Genomic DNA, 17,624 nt, shown 5'->3' on the forward strand with positions numbered 1-17,624 from the left:
CTAGCGTACGCCCGAAGGGTCAGTCCGCACCGCTGGTCCGGCCTTCTTCCATCAGCAGGACGACTCCGCCGTCATGCCCGCCGAACGGGCTGCAGAACACGGTGCAACTGATGGCACGGCCTACGCGGTTGACCGCCTCGGTCTGTACCGGGAGGCCGCGCCTGCGCGTCGTGACGCACTCCTCCACGACGGGAAGCAGCTGCTTCGTGGGCAGCCCGAACTCCAGGCGGAAGAAGGGTTCGTCGAGCACCTCGTCCTGGCGCAGGCCCCAGAGCTCGGCGGCGCCCCGGTTCCAGCTCTTGACCTTGAGGTCCTTGTCGAGGACGACGACGGCGGCGGCGATGGAGGTGAGGACGCCCTCCAGAAAGGCGCGGGCCTCGTCCAGCTCCTCGCTGCGGATGCGCATCTCGTCGTTCATGGTCTCCAGTTCCTCGTTCCCGGACTGGAGTTCTTCGTTGGTTGTCTCCAACTCCTCATTGGTGGACTGGAGTTCCTCGTTCGTGGTCTCCAACTCCTCGATCGAGGACTGGAGTTCCTCGTTGGTCGTCTCCAACTCCTCGTTCGTCGACTGGAGTTCCTCGTATGCGGTCTCCAGGTCCTCGCGCACGCGCTTGACCTCCGCCTTGAGCTGCGTGGCAACGGTGACATCGGTGAACGTGATGTTGGTGGCGGTCGGCAGTCCGCCGACGCCGACCAGTGGCTGCACCAGGATGTCGAAGTACTGGACGTCCTCGCCGACCCTGCGCTCCGCCCCGTTGACCCGCAGGGTGCGGCGCTCGTGCGTGGCCTGGTCGATCACCGACCGCAGTTCGACCGGGCGGTAGGAGATCTCCAGGTCCTGGAAGGGGCGCCCGATGTCGTTGGCGGTCAGGCCGAACTGGACACGGGCGTGGTTGTTGATCAGGACGACCATGCCCTCGGCGTCCACCGCGAGGGCGGCGCCCGGCGAGGCGTCGAGGATCAGATCGCGCAGCTGGCGGTTGCGGGCCACGCTCTGCACTTCGCCTCCGGTGAGGCGCAGCTTCAGCGGGGCGGGCTGGTAGGGCGGGCTGGCGCCGCCCGGGCGACGGCGGAAGATGCGCTGGCGCATGCTGACGACGTCGAACCGGTCGGCGTCGTTGAGCAGCATCTCCGCCTTGCCGAGGAACAGGAAGGCCTTCTCGCGCAGCGCGAAGTGGAACCGGTCGACGATCTGGGTCTGCGCCTCGACGTTGAAGTACATCAGGGTGTTGCGGCAGACCAGCAGGTCGAGGCGGGAGATGGGGGCGTCGCGGGTGATGTCGTGGCGGCCGAAGATGACCCGGCGGCGCAGGTCGGAGCGGAAGCTGTACTGCGAGCCGTTCTGCTCGAAGTACTTGTCGCGCAGCTCGGGGGCGAGCGGCTCCAGGGTCTTGGCCGGATAGAGGCCCGAGCGGGCGTCGCGCAGCGCCTCGTCGTCGACGTCGGTGCCGTAGATCTTGACGCGGGTCAGCGCCTCCTCCAGGCCGAGGGCCTCCGCGAACATGATGGCCAGCGAGTACGGCTCCTCACCGCTGGAGCAGCCCGCGCTCCACACCCGGATCTCGCCCTCGGGGGCCGTCTGGGCGAGGAGTTCGGGGACCATCTCGCGCTGCAGGTACGTCCAGGCGTCGGTGTCGCGGAACATGGAGGTGACGTTGATGAGGATGGTGTTGAAGAGCGCGTTGAACTCGTCGGCGTTGGTTTCGAGTTGGTCGCGGTAGTCGGCGTACGAGCCGATGCCGATGTCGGCCATGCGCTTGCGGATGCGGCGCCCCAGGGAGGAGCGCTTGTATCCGGTGAAATCGAAGCCGCGGGCGTCCCTCAGGAAGCCGAGGAGACTCTCGAGTTCCTCGTCCGTCTCGGTGTCGCGCGGCGCCTCGCTCATCGTTGTCTACCTACTGCCTCTTGGTCTCGACAAGTCCGCGGATCACCGCGGGGATTTCTTCCAGAGGTAGCACGAAGTCAACTGCTCCCGTACCCACTGCCGCCTCCGGCATGCCTCGGAATTCCGCGGTCTGCGGGTCCTGGGCAATCACGGTACCGCCCCGCGACTTGACCGCGTCGACTCCCATGGCGCCGTCGTTTCCGGTGCCGGTCAGGACGACAGCCACGGCGCGCGGGCCGTACGCCCCGGCGACGGACTCGAAGAGCAGGTCGGCGGAGGGACGGAGGAAGTGGACGAGCTCGCTCCTGGAGAGGGTGAGCGTGCCGCCGGGGCCGACGAGGAGGTGCCGGTCGGGCGGCGCGATGTAGACGGTGCCGGCGAGGGCGGGTTCGTTCTGTTCGGCCAGCTTGACGGTGAGGCCGGTGCGGCGGTCCAGGATCTCGGCGAGGACGGTGCGGTGCCGTGGGTCCAGGTGCTGTACGACGAGGACCGGTACGGGCAGGGCCGCGTCGAGCCCTCCGAGCAGGGTGGCCAGGCCGTTGATGCCACCGGCGGACGCGGCCACGGCGACCACGGCGAAGTTGTCGGGGACGGCTCCGGGCTGCTGTGACGGCATGTCGACGAGCGTAGCCCGCCGGCCTTGCGCGGGCAGCGGGGCACGGGCCGCGTCGCGCCGGGCGGCCCGGCTCCGGGCGGGGCCGGTCAGGCCCCCGGGGTCGCCGTGAGGACCCCCGCGGAGATCGCGCCGCGGAGTGTGGCGTGGTCCCGGCCGGTCTGGTCGGCGTAGCGCAGCGCGAACGCGGCGATCGCCCGGTCGAACGTGTCCGCGCCGCCGAGGTATCCGGCGATGGCGATGCGGTCGCCGGAGCGGGCGTGGGCGCGGGAGAGGGCGGTGCCGCAGAGGCGGGCGTAGGCGAGGAGTTCGTCGGGCGGCATGCCCGCGATGTCCGCGGAGCCTTTCATGTCGCGGAGTTGACGCCAGTAGAAGGCGCGGCCCTGCGGGCCCGTCATCCAGCCGAGGAAGATGTCGCCGGCGGCCTGGAGGAGGCGCTGTCCGGAGACCACGCGGTGGCCGGGGTGGAGGTACGGGCCGTGGTACGGGATGTGCTCCTCGATCACCGAGCGGGTCGCCTCCTTGATCTGGAGGAAGAGCGGGTCGTCGGCGTCGCGTCCCGCGAGCAGGACGATGAAGCAGCGGGTGCCTACGCTGCCGACGCCGACGACCTTGCGGGCCGCGTCGACGAAGCGGTACCGGTCGAGCAGCCGGCGGCGCTCCTCGGCGAGCGTGGAGCGGTAGTCGCCGAACATCTTGCGGATGGCGGCGGCGTCGGTGACGCCCGCCGCTTCGAGCAGCGGCGGGTCGTGGACGATGCGGCGGCGGCCGTCGGGTGTGGTGTGGGTGAGCTTGGCGAGGGCGTGGAGGCTGGTGCGGCGGGTGGCCTGGGCGAGGGTGTGCTCGGCGCGGCGGCGCTGGCGTGCCGTGCGGACGAGCGGGAGGAGCTCCTGGGCGTCGATGCGTTCGTACCAGACGGCCAGTTCGCCGAGACCGGCCAGGCGGCGCATGTTCGTGCGGTAGGCGGTGGTGGCGGCGAGGGCCGCCCGGTGGGCCTGTTTGTCGCTGTGTCCGTTGTCGCGGGCGGCGACGGCGACGGACGCGGCGAGGCGTTTGAGGTCCCATTCGAAGGGGCCCGGGTACGTCTCGTCGAAGTCGTTGAGGTCGAAGAGGAGCGAGCGCTCGGGCGAGGCGAAGAGGCCGAAGTTCGACAGGTGGGCGTCGCCGCAGAGCTGCACCGTCAGGCCGGTGTGGGGTATCGCCGCGAGGTCGCCGGCCATCACGGCGGCGGAGCCGCGCAGGAACGCGAACGGGCTCGCGGCCATCCGCCCGTACCGGATGGGGAGCAGGTCGGTGAGGCGGTCGGCGCCCTGGCGCTCCAGGACCACGACCGGGTCGGGGCGGTCCGCGGCCGGGATCCATGGAGCGTGCGAGGAGCGGGGCGCGTACTTGCGGGCGCGTTTGCCCTGGGCGGCCCGTTCGGCGGGGCTGCTCATGGCGTGCGCCCGGCCGCTCAGTGCTGCAGCGCGCGGGCGACGTCGACGCGGACGTCGCCGTCGAGGGACCGGTTGCTGCGGGCCGTGGCGTCCTTGCTCTGTCCGGCGGCGACGTCGCTCACCGTGAGCGCGACCGTGTCGAGGCGGTTGCCGCTGCTGTCCTTGAAGTCGACCTGGACCAGGAACGACTTGGTGGACGAGGCACTGTTGCTGACAGTGACCGGGACCGTGACGCGGCCGTCCTGGGACCCTACGCTGCCGAGCTTCACGTCGTTCTTGGCGTTGACGCCGTTCTTGAACTCGTCGAACTTCTTGCCCGCCTGGGCGGTCGCGGACGCCACCACGTCGCCCGCCCGGGACGCCGCCGACGAGACGGCGGACGCCGCCTTGGAGGCCGAACTGGAGGGGCTGCTGTTGTCACTGTCGGAGCAGCCGGCCGCGCCGACGGCCAGGGCCGCCGTGAGCAGGGCCGCGCCCATCGCCCGTACGCCACGCATGCTCGTCATCCCGAACACCTCCGCTCGCCGGTCCACTACCGGTCGACTCAGTCAACGGTGCGCCCGTGGGAGCCCGCATGCCAAGTACGGCAAACAGGTGACGGGGTCCGGCAGGATGAGCTGCATGAACACGAGACACATCGGCACCGAGGAGCGGCGCGTTCGGCTCGCTCTCGCGCACCGTCTGTCCCCCGCTGCACGGGCAGCCGACGCGGCGGAGGTGGCCCGGTCCCTCGTGGCGCTGCACGGCACGGACCCGGCCACCGTGTATCTCGCGGTCGGCGCGCGCCTCGCGGACGCGGCGGGGACGGTCGCGGACGTGGAGCGGGCCCTGTACGAGAACCGGACGTTGGTGCGGATGCACGGCATGCGGCACACGGTCTTCGCCTTCCCGGCCGAGCTCGCGGCGACGGTGCACGCGTCGACCGGGATCGCGGTCGCGGCGAAGGCGCGGGCCGCGCTGCACAAGGACATGGTGGCCGGCAGCGACGGGCGGCTGACGCCCGAGTGGCTGGCCGAGGTGGAGGAGTCGGCGCTCGCCGCGCTGGCCCGGCGTGGGCAGGCCACGGTCACCGAACTCGTCGCGGACGAGCCCCGGTTGCGCGAGCGGTTCACGTACGGCAAGGGGAAGAGTGGCGAGTCGCCGCACACGGTGTCGTCGCGGCTGATGCGGGTGCTCGGGGTGGAGGGGCGGGTGGTGCGCGGGCGGCCGCTCGGTTCCTGGACCTCGACGCAGTTCCGCTGGGCGGTCGCGCCGCCGCATCCAAAGATCCCGGCCGCCGAGGCCCAGGCGGATCTGCTGCGCCGCTGGCTCGGGGCGTGCGGGCCCGCCACGGAGGGCGATCTGAAGTGGTGGACGGGCTGGAAGGTGACGGACGTGCGCAAGGCGCTCGCCGCGGTCGGGGCGGTTCCGGTCTCCCTGGAGGGCGGCGCCACGGGGTATCTGCTCGCGGATCAACTGGAGCCGCCCGCAGGGGACTTGGAACCCTGGGCCGCGCTGCTCCCCGGGCTCGATCCGACGGCGATGGGGTGGCAGGAGCGCGACTGGTACTGCCCGCCGGAGCTGCGCCCCGCGCTCTTCGACGGCAGCGGGAACATCGGGCCGACGGTGTGGTGGAACGGGCGGATCGTGGGGGGCTGGGGGCAGCGCGAGGGCGGTGAGGTGGTGTGGCGGCTCCTGGACGACACCGGTGGCCGTGCGGCGCGGGAGGCGGTGGCCTCGGAGGCGACGCGTCTCTCCGAGTGGTTGACCGGTACCCGGGTGACCCCGCGCTTCCGTACGCCGCTGGAGAAGGAGCTGGGGGCGCGGTAGGGGGTGCCGGGTGCGCCTTCGCGGGCGGGTGCCGGGTGCGTCGTGGCTGGTCGCGCAGTTCCCCGCGCTCGGTGGAGATCGCGCACGCAGTGCGCATCTCCAGGGGCGCGGGGAACTGCGCGAGAAGCCCCACCGGGCCGCACCCGGCGACGCGAGCGGAACGTCCGGCGGCCGGGACCTCCCGGCCGCCGGACGGCACGGCACGGGTCAGCGGCAGTACCGCATCAGCGCCCGCACCATGTGGCACGTCGTGTCCGACGGCGGATGAATGCCGATGAGTTCGGCCGTGGAGCGGATCCTCTTGTTGTGGGCCTGGTTGGGCAGGTAGACGCCCGAGTCGAGCAGGGCGATCGCCAGGCGCATGGCCTTGAGGCGACGGTTGTGGGTGATGTACCAGTCACGGGGCCGTCCCGCGGGAAGCGGCCTCTTGGCGAGTGGCGCGTACGGCAGATCCATCAGCATCGGTGCGGCAGCGGGCACAGGCATCCTCCTGTCGCGAATCGAGAGCCCCCGAAGCTCTCGAACACTGCTTCTATTCTACTGCCGACCACTGACAAAAGCCGCTGGCCAGGACCCAGTTGGGGCAGTCGCGGAAGGCCTCTCGCGTACCGTTGGCCCCATGGAGATCTGGATCAACCCGGCCTGCTCGAAGTGCCGCAGCGCGCTCACCCTGCTCGACGCGGAGGGCGCCGACTACACGGTCCGCCGCTACCTGGAGGACGTCCCGGCGCCCGACGAGATCCGCGCCGTGCTGGACCGTCTCGGCCTGGAGCCGTGGGAGATCACCCGCACCCAGGAGGCGGCCGCTAAGGAGCTCGGACTCAAGGGGTGGGCCCGGAACGCGGACGCCCGCGAGCAGTGGATCGAGGCACTGGCCGCGCACCCGAAGCTGATCCAGCGCCCGATCATCACGGCCGACGACGGCACGGCCGTGGTGGCCCGCAGCGAGGAGGCGGTACGGGACGCGCTGGGACGCGGCTGATCCGGGTCCGGTCGGCGAGGCCTCCCGTAAACCCATCGCATACGAGTTCACCGGCCGCGTCCGTCCCCACGCGCCCCCGGTAACACGGGGTTCACAAACGGGCAACGGCCGGGAAATCGCCTGTTGACAGGCTGCCCGGCAGATAAAGACCCGTGACAGAGGATGTGGCCCGTGACCTTCAAGGCTGAGTACATCTGGATCGACGGCACCGAGCCGACGGCCAAGCTTCGTTCCAAGACGAAGATAATCGCCGGCACGCCGGACGGCCTGGACACGCTGCCGATCTGGGGCTTCGACGGGTCGAGCACCAACCAGGCCGAGGGGCACGCCTCGGACCGTGTGCTCAAGCCGGTCGCGGTGTACCCGGACCCGATCCGCGGCGGCGACGACGTCCTCGTCATGTGCGAGGTCCTGAACATCGACATGACGCCGCACGAGTCCAACACGCGGGCAGCGCTCGCCGAGGTCGAGGAGAAGTTCGGCGCCCAGGAGCCGATCTTCGGCATCGAGCAGGAGTACACCTTCTTCGAGGGCGAGCGTCCGCTCGGCTTCCCGGTCGGCGGCTTCCCCGCCGCGCAGGGCGGCTACTACTGCGGTGTCGGCACGGACGAGATCCACGGCCGTGACGTCGTCGAGGCGCACCTGGACAACTGCCTGAAGGCGGGCCTGGGCATCTCCGGCATCAACGCCGAGGTCATGCCCGGCCAGTGGGAGTTCCAGGTCGGCCCGCTCTCCCCGCTGGAGGTCTCCGACCAGCTGTGGGTGGCCCGCTGGCTGCTCTACCGCACCGCCGAGGACTTCAAGGTCTCGGCCACCCTCGACCCGAAGCCGGTCAAGGGCGACTGGAACGGCGCCGGCGCGCACACGAACTTCTCGACGAAGGCGATGCGCGAGGGCTACGACGCGATCATCACCGCGTGCGAGTCGCTCGGCGAGGGCTCCAAGCCGCTCGACCACGTCAAGCACTACGGCGCCGGCATCGACGACCGTCTGACCGGCCTGCACGAGACCGCCCCGTGGAACGAGTACTCGTACGGCGTCTCCAACCGCGGCGCCTCGGTCCGTATCCCGTGGCAGGTCGAGAAGGACGGCAAGGGCTACATCGAGGACCGCCGCCCCAACGCCAACGTCGACCCGTACGTCGTGACGCGGCTCCTCGTCGACACCTGCTGCTCCGCACTGGAGAAGGCCGGCCAGGTCTGATTCCGGCCATGTCGCACGTGTGGGCGCCCGCATCTTCCGCGGGCGCCCTCTTCTTTGCGTACTCCATCTGCTTCAATAAGGGCATGGCCAGCTTCCAGGACATCACCGCGCGGGGTCGTCGGCACGACCTCGAGCCGTTCTGGCCTTCCCGCCAGCACCACGACTTCGACCGGGTGTGTTGCCGCGCGACGAACGCGCAGGCCCTCTAAAGCCGTCACCGGTCCACCCGCTGTACGGCCTTCGGTCCGCGCGCACGACGTACGTCCTTTCCCAGACGGCCTTTCGCGCGAAAGAGTTGACCACTCATGGCTAACGCCCGCCCGCTCTCCCCGCTCCCCCATCCGTCCCCCGGCCGCACCCGGCTGCGCGCCGTGGACCGGGACGAGGTGGCGCCCGCCGCCCCCGTCATCGACGTGTCCGAGTTCCTGCCGCCGGGCGCCACGCTGCTGCCCGCCCCGCCGCACACCCTGCCCACGCTGCCGGGCCGCCCGCCGATGATCGGCTACCTGGTGCTCGTACCGGCCGACCAGCAGCCGCTGCTGCCCGCCGCGCCGGTCCCCGCCGAGCACGAGGAGACCGGGCCCACGGCCGGGCCGAAGACGCCCGACGTGCTCATCGGCATCGACGGCGCGCAGCGCACCGCCAACGTCCGCGGGCGCCAACTCGACCTGACCTACCTGGAGTTCGAGCTGCTCGCCCATCTGGTCGCGCATCCGCACCGGGTGCACACCCGCGACCAGCTCGTCACCACCGTGTGGGGCTACGGGCACGTCGGCGACGGCCGCACGGTCGACGTCCACATCGCCCGGCTGCGCCGCAAGCTGGGCGCCGAGCACCGCAAGGTGATCCAGACGGTGCGCCGCGTCGGGTACAAGTACGCGCCGCCCGCCGGCCGCTGAGCGAGCCGTGCCGGGGTGTACCCAGTGACACCCCGGGACGGGTGCCGATCCCACTGACCGGGACCGCGCCACCGGCCACACTGTGAGGGTGGGGACCGGCGGGACGGACGGAGTGCGGGATGGGTGCGAGGGCGCGGAGCGCCGTGGTGGCGGGGCTGCGGGGACTGTGGGTCGCCGCGGCCGGGCTCGCCGGGTCGATCACCCTGTTCGTGCTGTCGGCGGTGTCGGTCGTGCTGATCGTGCTGGGAGTCGGCGCGCTGACCACGCCATGGGTGCTCGGGCTCGTGCGGCACTGGGCGAACTGGCGGCGGGCCGTCGCGGCCGAGTGGTGCGGCGTGCGCATCCCCGCGACGTACCGGCCGTTTCCGGACGGTCTGCGCGGCGGGGCCCTCGGGCGGGCCGAGCGGTGCCGGCTGATGCTGGCGGACCCGGCGACCTGGCGGGATCTGCGCTGGCTGCTCGTCGACATGACGGCCGGGTTCGTGACCGCCCTGCTGCCGGCGGCGCTGGTCTTCTATCCGCTGGAGGGCTACGCGCTCGCGGCCGGGCTGTGGCGCGTGTTCACCGACGGCACGTACGTCGGCTGGTGGTACGGGTTCGTGCCGGTCAGCGGTCAGGGCACGGCCCTGCTGTCGGCGCTGCTCGCGACGGCGCTGCTGGCCACCGGCCTGTTCGTGGCGCCCGCGCTGCTGCGGGTGCACTTCCTGCTGACCCGGGCCGTGCTCGCGCCCGCCGCGGGTGAACTGGAGCAGCGCGTCAGGGTGTTGACCGAGACGCGGCGGGACGCCGTGGACACCTCGGCGGCCGAGCTGCGGCGTATCGAGCGCGATCTGCACGACGGGGCGCAGGCCCGGCTCGTGGCGATGGGCATGGACCTCGGCACGATCGAGGCGCTGATCGAGAAGAACCCGGCCAGGGCCAAGGCGCTGCTCGCGCAGGCCCGGCAGTCGTCCGCCGAGGCGCTGACCGAGCTGCGGGACCTGGTGCGCGGCATCCATCCGCCGGTGCTCGCCGAGCGCGGACTCGGCGACGCGGTACGGGCGTTGGCGCTGCGGCTGCCGGTGCCGGCCGAGGTGGAGGTGGAACTGGCCGGGCGGGGCGACGCCCCGGTCGAGTCGGCCGCGTACTTCGCGGTCAGCGAGGCCCTCACGAACGCGGTGAAGCACGCGGGCGCCGACCGGATCTGGGTCGACATCACGCACACGGACGGGCAGCTGCGGATCTCCGTCACCGACAACGGCAGGGGCGGCGCGGTCGTCGCGGACGGCGGCGGGCTGGCCGGGATCGAGCGCAGGCTCGGTACATTCGACGGTGTCCTCGCCGTCAGCTCCCCCGCGGGCGGTCCGACCATGGTGACCATGGAGATCCCTTGCGTGTTGTCCTAGCCGAAGATCTGTTCCTGCTGCGGGACGGTCTGGTGCGGATGCTCGAGGCGTACGACTTCGAGATCGCCGCGGCCGTCGAGAGCGGGCCCGAACTCACCAAGGCGCTCGCGGAGTTGACGCCGGACGTCGCCGTGGTCGATGTCCGGCTGCCGCCCTCGCACACCGACGAGGGGCTGCAGTGCGCGCTCGCGGCGCGGCGGGAGCGGCCCGGGCTGCCCGTCCTGGTGCTCTCGCAGCACGTGGAGCAGTTGTACGCGCGTGAGCTGCTCGCCGACGGGACCGGCGGGGTCGGGTATCTGCTGAAGGACCGGGTGTTCGACGCGGACCAGTTCATCGACGCGGTGCGCCGGGTGGCCGCGGGCGGCACCGCGATGGACCCGCAGGTGATCCAGCAGCTGCTGTCGCGGCGGGCCGCGGACCCGCCGCTCGGCGGGCTCACCCCGCGCGAGCTGGAGGTCCTCGGACTCATGGCGCAGGGGCGGTCCAACGCCGCCATCGCGGCGGAACTCGTCGTCACCGAGCGGGCGATCGCCAAGCACACCTCCAACATCTTCGCCAAGCTCGGGCTGCCGGTCTCCGACGACGACAACCGGCGGGTGCTCGCCGTCCTCGCCTATCTGGACCGGGGCAGCCGGTGAGGCGGGCCGTGCGGGCGGCGGGCGCGGCGGTCGTCGGACACGCGCCGCGGACCGGGCGCCGCACCAGGGACACAGCGGTCGGGGGTGAATTCCGGGGGACGGTTGAACACGGCCGCCCTCCGTTGCGTACGTAGTCCCATGGGACGCACCTCACGGAAACGGCGCTCTTCGCTGGCGACGCGGATGACCGTCGCGTCGGCCGCACTCCTCCTGGGCGGAGGTGGGCTGGTCGCGGTCAATGTGTACGCGCAGGCCCAAGAGGAACAGCCCGGGGACGCACAGGACGCGGGCAGCGCAGCGCAGCAGCAACAACAGCAACAAGTGGCCACCATCGACTGTCCGGACGTGGGCAACGCCCTGCCCGACGTACCCGACGGCGCGCGGCGCCAGGTCGACGGTGAACTCGCCGCGATGGACAGCCAGATCACGCGGGCGTACCAGCGCCTCGCCTCGAACCGGGCCGCCGCCGCGCAGGACCCGGGCTTCGTGCAGAACAGCATCCTGGGCCCGCTGAAGGCCAAGCGCGGCGCCGCTCTGGACCGGATCGGCCAGAACATCGGCCGGGCGGGCGGCAGGGCGCCGGACGGGCTCGACGGGATGGCGCAGTGCACGGCCAGATCGACCGGCGACGGCGGAGGCGGCGCGCCCGGCAACAACAACGGAGGTGTCAATTCCCCTGCGCCTGAAGGTGGTTCGCAACCCTCGTCGGTTCCTGCGCAGCCGGGCGACGGCGGCGACAACGGTGGCGGCGACAACGGCAACAGCACGGGCAACGGCCCCGAAGCGAGTGACTTCGTCGACATCAAGTCCGTCCAGCCCAATGTCTCCACGCCCCGCAATCAGCGCGCGGCGTCCCGTGGCACCTTCACCACGGCGTGCGGGCGCAACCAGAACGGCAAGTTCAACCCGGACAACGTCATCGTCGCGCCCGGGGTGAGCAACGGCGCCCACCACATGCACGACTACGTCGGGAACCAGGCGACGGACGCCTTCTCCAGCGACGACGATCTGGCGAACGGGCAGACCAGCTGCCGCAACCAGGGTGACAAGTCCACCTACTACTGGCCGGTCCTGCGGCTGCAGAACGGCCAGGACGAGGCGGACGCCGGCGCGGACGGCGGCGGGAAGGACCAGAACGTCGGTGAGATCCAGACACCGTCGTCCGTGACCCTGAAGTTCGACGGGAACCCGACGAGCAAGGTCGTGCCGATGCCGCGTTTCCTGCGGATCATCACGGGCGACGCGAAGGCCTTCACCAACGGCAACGCGAACGCCAACGCCTCGTGGAGCTGCACCGGGTTCGAGAACCGGCAGCTGAAGGACAAGTACCCGATCTGTCCGCAGGGGTCGAAGGTCGTGCGCACGTTCCGGTTCCAGAGCTGCTGGGACGGGGCGAACACGGACAGCGCGAACCACCGCACGCACGTGGCGTTCGAGGACCCGCGCACCGGCGCCTGCCCGCAGAACTTCAAGGCGATCCCGCAGCTGGTGCAGCGCATCGTGTACGCCGTGCCGCCGGGGCCCGGCTTCGCGGTCGACTCGTTCCCCGAGCAGCTGCACAAGCCGGTCACCGACCACGGTGACTTCATCAACGTCTTCGACAACAAGCTGATGCAGCGCGTCGCGAACTGCATCAACCGGGGCGACCGCTGCACCTGACCGCCCCCCTGATGGCTGCTGCGCGGCCCGCTCAGTGGTGACCGAGTGCCCTTCAGTGGGCACCCTCCTCGTGACCCCCACCACCGCTACTCCCCGAGTGGTGCGAGGAGGACCGCTCCACGGTCCCGCCGAGCCGGCCGCGCAGCTCTGTCACGACCGGGTCCGCGCCGACCGCGACCCACTTGCGGCCGACGAGGTACGTGCCGCCGTAGTCGTCGGCCGCGTCCAGCCACTCGGCCTGGCCCCGGTCGGTGGCGAAGGTGGCGAGGACATAGCGGCTGCCGCCCGTGCCGCAGGTGGCCTGGCGCAGTTCGTCCGCGTCGGTCTGGATGTCCGGCCGGCAGCCCGCCGTGCGGGCCAGCTGCTCCAGGGAGCCGGTCGCCGTCCGGGGGACCGCCGGGCCGTCGTCGTGCCCGCCGCATCCGGTCACGGCCGCGACCACCACGATCCCTGCAACCATCAACTTCCTCATCCCGCGCTCCTGTCCTGTTCACGTCCGATAGGTCGACACGTTCCCGCCAGCTCCGCGCGCACCGTTGAGAGCGGACAGGCGCCCCGGATAGCGTGCGCGCGCACCATCCGCGACGCAGGGGGTTACACGTATGTCCGCGCCAACGCGACGCACGGTTCTCGGCACGGCAGGCGCCATCGGGCTCGGCACGGCCCTGGGGGTGGGCGCGCCGGCCGCTCAGGCGGCGCCGCACGCTCTTGATACGGCTGCGGCCCTCGCCGCGCTCAAAAGGCAACTGCCGCATCACGCGGACCAGTTCAGACTCAGACTGGTCGCCCCGCAGGGCGGCGCGGACCGTTTCCGGGTGTCCGGGACACGGGGCCGCATCGAGGTGTACGGGACGACCCCGGCGGTACTGCTCGCCGGGGTCCACTGGTACCTGAAGTACGTGTGCGGGACCCACATCGCCTGGAACGGCAGCCAGCTGGACCTGCCGCGCACCCTGCCCGCGCCCGGCCGTCCCCTGGAGCGGTCGACGTCGCTCCCCCACCGGTTCGCGCTCAACGACACCAATGACGGCTACACGGCGCCGTTCGCCGGCTGGGCGTACTGGGAGCGCATGATCGACGTGCTCGCGCTGCACGGCTGCAACGAGGTGCTCGTCATCGCGGGCATGGAGGCCGTGTACCACCGCGTCCTGAAGGACTTCGGGTACAGCGACGAGGAGTCGCGGGCCTGGCTCCCCGCGCCCTCGCACCAGCCGTGGTGGCTGCTGCAGAACCTCTCCGGGTACGGCGGCCCGCTGTCGCCCGAACTGATCGCCGAGCGGGCCGAGCTGGGCAGGAGGATCACCGACCGGCTGCGCGAGCTGGGGATGCGGCCCGTCATGCCCGGCTACTACGGACATGTGCCCGAGGGCTTCGTGGAGCGCAACGGCGGCGACGCGCACGTCGTGCCGCAGGGCACCTGGCACGGCTTCGACCGGCCCGACTGGCTCGACCCGCGCACGACGTCGTTCGCGCAGGTCGCCGAGTCGTTCTACGGCCACCAGAGGGACCTGTTCGGCGAGATCGGCGCCTTCAAGATGGACCTGCTGCACGAGGGCGGCACGGCCGGTGACGTGCCGGTGGCGGACGCCGCGCGCGGCGTGGAGGCGGCGCTGCAGAAGAACCGGCCGGGGGCGACCTGGGTCATCCTCGGCTGGGAGGCGAACCCGCTGCCCGCGCTCATCGACGCCATCGACAAGAAAAAGATGCTGATCGTCGACGGGGTCTCCGACCGCTTCACGTCCGTCACCGACCGCGAGAAGGACTGGGGCGGCACCCCCTACGCGTTCGGCACCATCCCCAACTTCGGCGGGCGGACGACCATCGGGGCCCGCGCGCACATCTGGAACGAGAAGTTCTTCGCCTGGCGCGACAAGCCGGGCAGCGCGCTCACGGGCACCGCGTACATGCCGGAGGGCACCGACCGCGACCCGGCCGCCTTCGAGCTGTGGTCCGAGCTCGCCTGGACGGAGCGGAAGGTGGACCGGGCCGCCTGGTTCGCCGGGTACGCCGACTTCCGGTACGGGCGCCGGGACAAGGGCGCCCGTGCCGCCTGGCAGGCCCTGTACGAGACGGCGTACCAGCAGACCGCCGTCGAGCGCTCCGACCCGCACGACTCGCTGTTCGCGGCCCGACCGGATCTCGCGGCCGACCGGGCCGCCTACTACGCGCCGCGCGCCCTCACCTACGACCCGGGCCGCTTCGACGCCGCGCTCGCCGGACTCCTGGGCGTGGCAGGGGGCTTGAGGGGCAGCCAGGCCTACAGGTACGACCTGGTGGACGTGGCCCGGCAGGCCCTGGCGCACCGCAGCCGCCAGCTCCTGCCCCAGCTCAAGGCCGCCTACGCCGACAAGGACCGGGCCCGTTTCAAGGACCTGTCGACGCTGTGGCTGAAGCTGATGCGGCTGTCGGACGAGGTGACGGGCACGCACGCGGCCTTCCTGCTCGGCCCGTGGATCCAGGACGCCCGGACGATGGCCACGAGCGACGCGGAGCGCGCCGAGTTCGAGCGCTGCGCCAAGGTCCTCATCACGGTGTGGGGCGACCGGGCCACGTCCGACCCGGGCAATCTCCACGAGTACGGCAACCGTGAATGGCACGGTCTGATGGCCGACTTCTACCTGCCGCGCTGGCAGAAGTGGCTGGACGAGCTGGGGGACGCGCTCGCGGCGGGGCGGGCCCCGGCGGCGGTCGACTGGTACGCCTTCGAGGAGCCGTGGACGCGGGAGCGCAAGGACTATCCGCTGCGGCCGTACGGCGACGCGTACCGGACGGCGGCGCGGGTACGGGACGTGCTCGCGCGGGCCCCCTACCAGGGCGCGCTGACGGTGACGGCCGAGCCGCCCGCGTTCCCGCCGGGCGGGCACGCGCGCGTGGCGGCCGTCTTCCGCAACGTCAACGGCCTGCGGGCGACGGGCCGCGTCGACTTCGCGCTGAAGGGCATCGACGCGGAGCCGGAGGGTGCGAGCCACCTCACGAGCGTGGCCCCGGCCGGCAAGGGCACCGTGTCGTGGCGGGCGAGCGCGCCGGGCACCCCGCTCGACGAGCCGCTGCGCCCGCTGCCGTACACGATCGACGTCCAGTACGGGCCCCAGGGCGAGGACCGGGTCACGTACGAGCACAAGGGCACGCTCTTCGAGGCGGGTCCGCTGGCCGAGGGCTGGCGGACGTACAGCAACAACGCGGCCGTCTTCGGTCAGCTGGAGGGCCGGTTCGCCATCGACGGCGGCGGCGCGGACCTGTGGAAGGGCACCACGGAGTTCGGGACGGCGTACCGCGAGGGCGCCTTCGAGGGCGGCTCGTCGGCGGTGCTGCGGGTGGACGCTCAGGCGGTGACGGGCGCGTGGGCGCGGGCCGGGATCGTGGTCCGCAACTCCCTCGGCACGCCCGGGTCGCCGGGCTTCCTGAACCTGTCCGTCACACCGTCGAACGGGGTGGTCCTCTCCTACGACACGAACGGTGACGGCACGCTGGACACCTACAAGCGGATCACCGGGATCAAGGCGCCGGTGCTGCTGCGGCTGAGCCGGTCCGGCGGGTCGTACACCGGCGCGTGCTCCACCGACGGCGGGACGACCTGGCGGACCGTCGCGACGGTGCAGGTGCCCGGAGCGGCCGCGAGCCAGGACGTGGGCCTGTTCATGACCGCGACGAACGGCGGGAACGGGACGCGGGGCACCGTCGAGTTCAGCGGGTGGGCGCTGACGTAGCCGGAGGCGGCGTAGGGGACACTGGGCGGGACGAACCGCAGGAAAACGGAAATACGGGAGTCCCGCCCATGGCCCGACCCATCGCCGCCGCCACCGTCGCCAACCTGCGCGACCTGGGCGGCACCCCGCTGGCCGACGGGCGCCGGGTGCGCCCGGGGCTCGTCTTCCGCTCCGGCCAGCTGGACCGGCTCGACCCCACGGCGGACCCGGCGTTCGCGGCGCTCGGCATCCGCACGATCCTGGACCTGCGGACGGACGCCGAGCGGGCCGCGCACCCCGACCGGGCCCCCGACGGGGTGCGGCTGCTGGTCGCCGACGCGCTCGCCGACAAGCTCGCGCAGGCCGGGGTCGCGCCCGCGGCCGCCCAGCTGAAGGAGGTCCTGGCCGATCCGGTGCGCGCGGAGCGGGAGCTGGGCGGCGGCCGGGCCGAGGCGCTCTTCGCGGACACCTACCGCGCGCTGGTCTCGACGGAGTCGGCGCAGGCCGCGTACCGCACGCTGCTGCTCGAACTGGCGGCGCCCGACGCGGGCCCGCTGCTGTTCCACTGCACCGCGGGCAAGGACCGGACGGGCTGGGGCGCGACCGTGCTCCTCGCGCTGCTCGGCGCGGACGACGCCACGATCGAGGCGGAGTACCTGTCGGTGAACGCGGCGGTGCGCGCGGCGTTCGCCCCGCTCGTCGAGGGGTTCACGGCGCAGGGCGGCGACCCGGAGGTGGCGCTCTCCGTGATCGGCGTGACGCCCGGCTATCTGCGGGCCGCCCAGGACGAGGTGGCGGCCCGGTACGGGAGCGTCGGGACGTACGTACGCGACGGGCTCGGGGTGCCGGACGAGGCGGTGGAGCTGATCCGTGACCGGTTGACGTTCGCGGAGTGATCTCCGAGTGTGGCCCGATGAGCACCGAGAACAGTGACTGGGAAGAGCGGATCGCTGCCGTGTGGGCCACGATCGACGCGTACGACGAGGCGAGAGCCGGGGAGTTCCGCGCCCTCGTCGACAAGCTGGCGGCCGAGCTGCCCGAGGGCAGCCCCGTGGCGCCCTTCGAGCGGGCCTGCGCCTTCGACTCGACCGGCCGTTCGGACCTGGCGGTCCCGCTGTACCAGGAGGCGCTGCGGCTCGGCCTGACCGGGTACCGCGGGCGCCGCACGAAGATCCAGCTGGCCAGCTCGCTGCGGAACACGGGGCGCGCGGAAGAGGGCGCGGCCCTGCTGGAGCCCGAACTGACGGCTCCGAGCGACGAGTTGGACGACGCGGTGCGGGCCTGCCTGGCGCTGTGCCTGTCGTCCCTGGGCCGGGACCGGGAGGGCCTGTCGCTGGTGCTCGGGGCGCTGGCGCCGCATCTGCCCCGGTACCAACGGTCGATGGCCACTTACGCGAAGGCCCTGGTCGAGCCGCGCTGAGGGTGCCGC

The 17,624-nt window shown here is 72.0% G+C and carries 17 protein-coding genes; 11 read left to right on the top strand and 6 right to left on the bottom strand.

Annotated elements, in window-relative coordinates; all coding sequences use genetic code 11:
• Window positions 1-19: 19 nt before the first annotated feature.
• From ACVHNB_RS31555 to ACVHNB_RS31570, 4 genes are all read right to left on the bottom strand, one after another.
• Window positions 20-1,885, bottom strand: coding sequence for a CheR family methyltransferase (locus ACVHNB_RS31555; RefSeq protein ID WP_428955119.1), 1,866 nt, complete (start codon window positions 1,883-1,885; stop codon window positions 20-22).
• 10 nt (window positions 1,886-1,895) lie between these two features.
• Window positions 1,896-2,501 (bottom strand): chemotaxis protein CheB, encoded by a 606-nt coding sequence (locus ACVHNB_RS31560; RefSeq protein ID WP_428955118.1) that lies wholly within the window; start codon window positions 2,499-2,501, stop codon window positions 1,896-1,898.
• An 86-nt stretch (window positions 2,502-2,587) separates the two neighbouring features.
• Window positions 2,588-3,934: a DUF2252 domain-containing protein gene (locus ACVHNB_RS31565; protein ID WP_428955117.1), complete on the bottom strand. Its 1,347-nt coding sequence runs from the start codon at window positions 3,932-3,934 to the stop codon at window positions 2,588-2,590.
• A 17-nt stretch (window positions 3,935-3,951) separates the two neighbouring features.
• Entirely contained in the window at window positions 3,952-4,440 is a 489-nt protein-coding gene (locus ACVHNB_RS31570) for a hypothetical protein (RefSeq protein ID WP_428955116.1), read from the bottom strand.
• Between the two features lie 115 nt (window positions 4,441-4,555).
• Here ACVHNB_RS31570 and ACVHNB_RS31575 point away from each other — a divergent pair, with 115 nt between their 5' ends.
• On the top strand, window positions 4,556-5,743 hold the full coding sequence (locus ACVHNB_RS31575) for a winged helix DNA-binding domain-containing protein (protein ID WP_428955115.1): 1,188 nt from the start codon (window positions 4,556-4,558) through the stop codon (window positions 5,741-5,743).
• A 207-nt stretch (window positions 5,744-5,950) separates the two neighbouring features.
• Here ACVHNB_RS31575 and ACVHNB_RS31580 read toward each other — a convergent pair whose 3' ends face one another.
• Complete coding sequence (locus tag ACVHNB_RS31580) at window positions 5,951-6,229, bottom strand: hypothetical protein (protein WP_428955114.1); 279 nt, start codon at window positions 6,227-6,229, stop codon at window positions 5,951-5,953.
• A gap of 133 nt (window positions 6,230-6,362) precedes the next feature.
• On the opposite strand from ACVHNB_RS31580, the gene ACVHNB_RS31585 reads away from it, so the two are divergent.
• The 7 genes from ACVHNB_RS31585 to ACVHNB_RS31615 all read left to right on the top strand — a co-directional run bounded on the left by ACVHNB_RS31585 (window position 6,363) and on the right by ACVHNB_RS31615 (window position 12,509).
• A complete protein-coding gene (locus ACVHNB_RS31585; protein WP_428955113.1) occupies window positions 6,363-6,725 on the top strand; it encodes an arsenate reductase family protein in 363 nt (120 codons plus the stop codon).
• Between the two features lie 171 nt (window positions 6,726-6,896).
• The gene (glnII, locus tag ACVHNB_RS31590) at window positions 6,897-7,928 is read left to right on the top strand and encodes a glutamine synthetase (protein WP_428955112.1); all 1,032 of its coding nucleotides are present in this window, start codon (window positions 6,897-6,899) and stop codon (window positions 7,926-7,928) included.
• Window positions 7,929-8,011: 83 nt separating this feature from the next.
• The gene (locus ACVHNB_RS31595) at window positions 8,012-8,137 is read left to right on the top strand and encodes a hypothetical protein (RefSeq protein WP_428955111.1); all 126 of its coding nucleotides are present in this window, start codon (window positions 8,012-8,014) and stop codon (window positions 8,135-8,137) included.
• 96 nt (window positions 8,138-8,233) lie between these two features.
• The gene (locus ACVHNB_RS31600; protein WP_456226402.1) at window positions 8,234-8,827 is read left to right on the top strand and encodes a winged helix-turn-helix domain-containing protein; all 594 of its coding nucleotides are present in this window, start codon (window positions 8,234-8,236) and stop codon (window positions 8,825-8,827) included.
• Between the two features lie 119 nt (window positions 8,828-8,946).
• A complete protein-coding gene (locus tag ACVHNB_RS31605) occupies window positions 8,947-10,212 on the top strand; it encodes a sensor histidine kinase (protein ID WP_456226403.1) in 1,266 nt (421 codons plus the stop codon).
• Window positions 10,197-10,850 (top strand): response regulator transcription factor, encoded by a 654-nt coding sequence (locus ACVHNB_RS31610; RefSeq protein WP_456226404.1) that lies wholly within the window; start codon window positions 10,197-10,199, stop codon window positions 10,848-10,850. Before ACVHNB_RS31605 ends, ACVHNB_RS31610 begins: the two co-directional genes overlap by 16 nt.
• Window positions 10,851-10,988: 138 nt before the next feature.
• The gene (locus ACVHNB_RS31615) at window positions 10,989-12,509 is read left to right on the top strand and encodes a DUF1996 domain-containing protein (RefSeq protein ID WP_456226405.1); all 1,521 of its coding nucleotides are present in this window, start codon (window positions 10,989-10,991) and stop codon (window positions 12,507-12,509) included.
• A 52-nt stretch (window positions 12,510-12,561) separates the two neighbouring features.
• Here ACVHNB_RS31615 and ACVHNB_RS31620 read toward each other — a convergent pair whose 3' ends face one another.
• Window positions 12,562-12,981, bottom strand: coding sequence for a hypothetical protein (locus ACVHNB_RS31620; RefSeq protein ID WP_456226406.1), 420 nt, complete (start codon window positions 12,979-12,981; stop codon window positions 12,562-12,564).
• 130 nt (window positions 12,982-13,111) lie between these two features.
• On the opposite strand from ACVHNB_RS31620, the gene ACVHNB_RS31625 reads away from it, so the two are divergent.
• The 3 genes from ACVHNB_RS31625 to ACVHNB_RS31635 all read left to right on the top strand — a co-directional run bounded on the left by ACVHNB_RS31625 (window position 13,112) and on the right by ACVHNB_RS31635 (window position 17,615).
• Entirely contained in the window at window positions 13,112-16,216 is a 3,105-nt protein-coding gene (locus tag ACVHNB_RS31625; protein WP_456226407.1) for an alpha-N-acetylglucosaminidase, read from the top strand.
• A gap of 68 nt (window positions 16,217-16,284) precedes the next feature.
• The gene (locus ACVHNB_RS31630; protein WP_428955104.1) at window positions 16,285-17,091 is read left to right on the top strand and encodes a tyrosine-protein phosphatase; all 807 of its coding nucleotides are present in this window, start codon (window positions 16,285-16,287) and stop codon (window positions 17,089-17,091) included.
• Between the two features lie 17 nt (window positions 17,092-17,108).
• Window positions 17,109-17,615 carry a tetratricopeptide repeat protein gene (locus ACVHNB_RS31635; protein WP_456226408.1) on the top strand — a complete coding sequence of 169 codons (507 nt, stop codon included), beginning with the start codon at window positions 17,109-17,111 and terminating at the stop codon, window positions 17,613-17,615.
• Window positions 17,616-17,624: the final 9 nt, after the last annotated feature.

The organism is Streptomyces sp. YJ-C3, from assembly GCF_053891275.1.

Coding starts and splice junctions, on each gene's coding strand:
- ACVHNB_RS31575 (WP_428955115.1), top strand. CDS start 4,556: ATGAACACGAGACACATCGGCACCGAGGAGCGGCGCGTTCGGCTCGCT.
- ACVHNB_RS31560 (WP_428955118.1), bottom strand. CDS start 2,501: ATGCCGTCACAGCAGCCCGGAGCCGTCCCCGACAACTTCGCCGTGGTC.
- ACVHNB_RS31555 (WP_428955119.1), bottom strand. CDS start 1,885: ATGAGCGAGGCGCCGCGCGACACCGAGACGGACGAGGAACTCGAGAGT.
- ACVHNB_RS31635 (WP_456226408.1), top strand. CDS start 17,109: ATGAGCACCGAGAACAGTGACTGGGAAGAGCGGATCGCTGCCGTGTGG.
- ACVHNB_RS31625 (WP_456226407.1), top strand. CDS start 13,112: ATGTCCGCGCCAACGCGACGCACGGTTCTCGGCACGGCAGGCGCCATC.
- ACVHNB_RS31565 (WP_428955117.1), bottom strand. CDS start 3,934: ATGAGCAGCCCCGCCGAACGGGCCGCCCAGGGCAAACGCGCCCGCAAG.
- ACVHNB_RS31600 (WP_456226402.1), top strand. CDS start 8,234: ATGGCTAACGCCCGCCCGCTCTCCCCGCTCCCCCATCCGTCCCCCGGC.
- ACVHNB_RS31615 (WP_456226405.1), top strand. CDS start 10,989: ATGGGACGCACCTCACGGAAACGGCGCTCTTCGCTGGCGACGCGGATG.
- ACVHNB_RS31585 (WP_428955113.1), top strand. CDS start 6,363: ATGGAGATCTGGATCAACCCGGCCTGCTCGAAGTGCCGCAGCGCGCTC.
- ACVHNB_RS31570 (WP_428955116.1), bottom strand. CDS start 4,440: ATGACGAGCATGCGTGGCGTACGGGCGATGGGCGCGGCCCTGCTCACG.
- ACVHNB_RS31630 (WP_428955104.1), top strand. CDS start 16,285: ATGGCCCGACCCATCGCCGCCGCCACCGTCGCCAACCTGCGCGACCTG.
- ACVHNB_RS31605 (WP_456226403.1), top strand. CDS start 8,947: ATGGGTGCGAGGGCGCGGAGCGCCGTGGTGGCGGGGCTGCGGGGACTG.
- ACVHNB_RS31595 (WP_428955111.1), top strand. CDS start 8,012: ATGGCCAGCTTCCAGGACATCACCGCGCGGGGTCGTCGGCACGACCTC.
- ACVHNB_RS31580 (WP_428955114.1), bottom strand. CDS start 6,229: ATGCCTGTGCCCGCTGCCGCACCGATGCTGATGGATCTGCCGTACGCG.
- ACVHNB_RS31620 (WP_456226406.1), bottom strand. CDS start 12,981: ATGAGGAAGTTGATGGTTGCAGGGATCGTGGTGGTCGCGGCCGTGACC.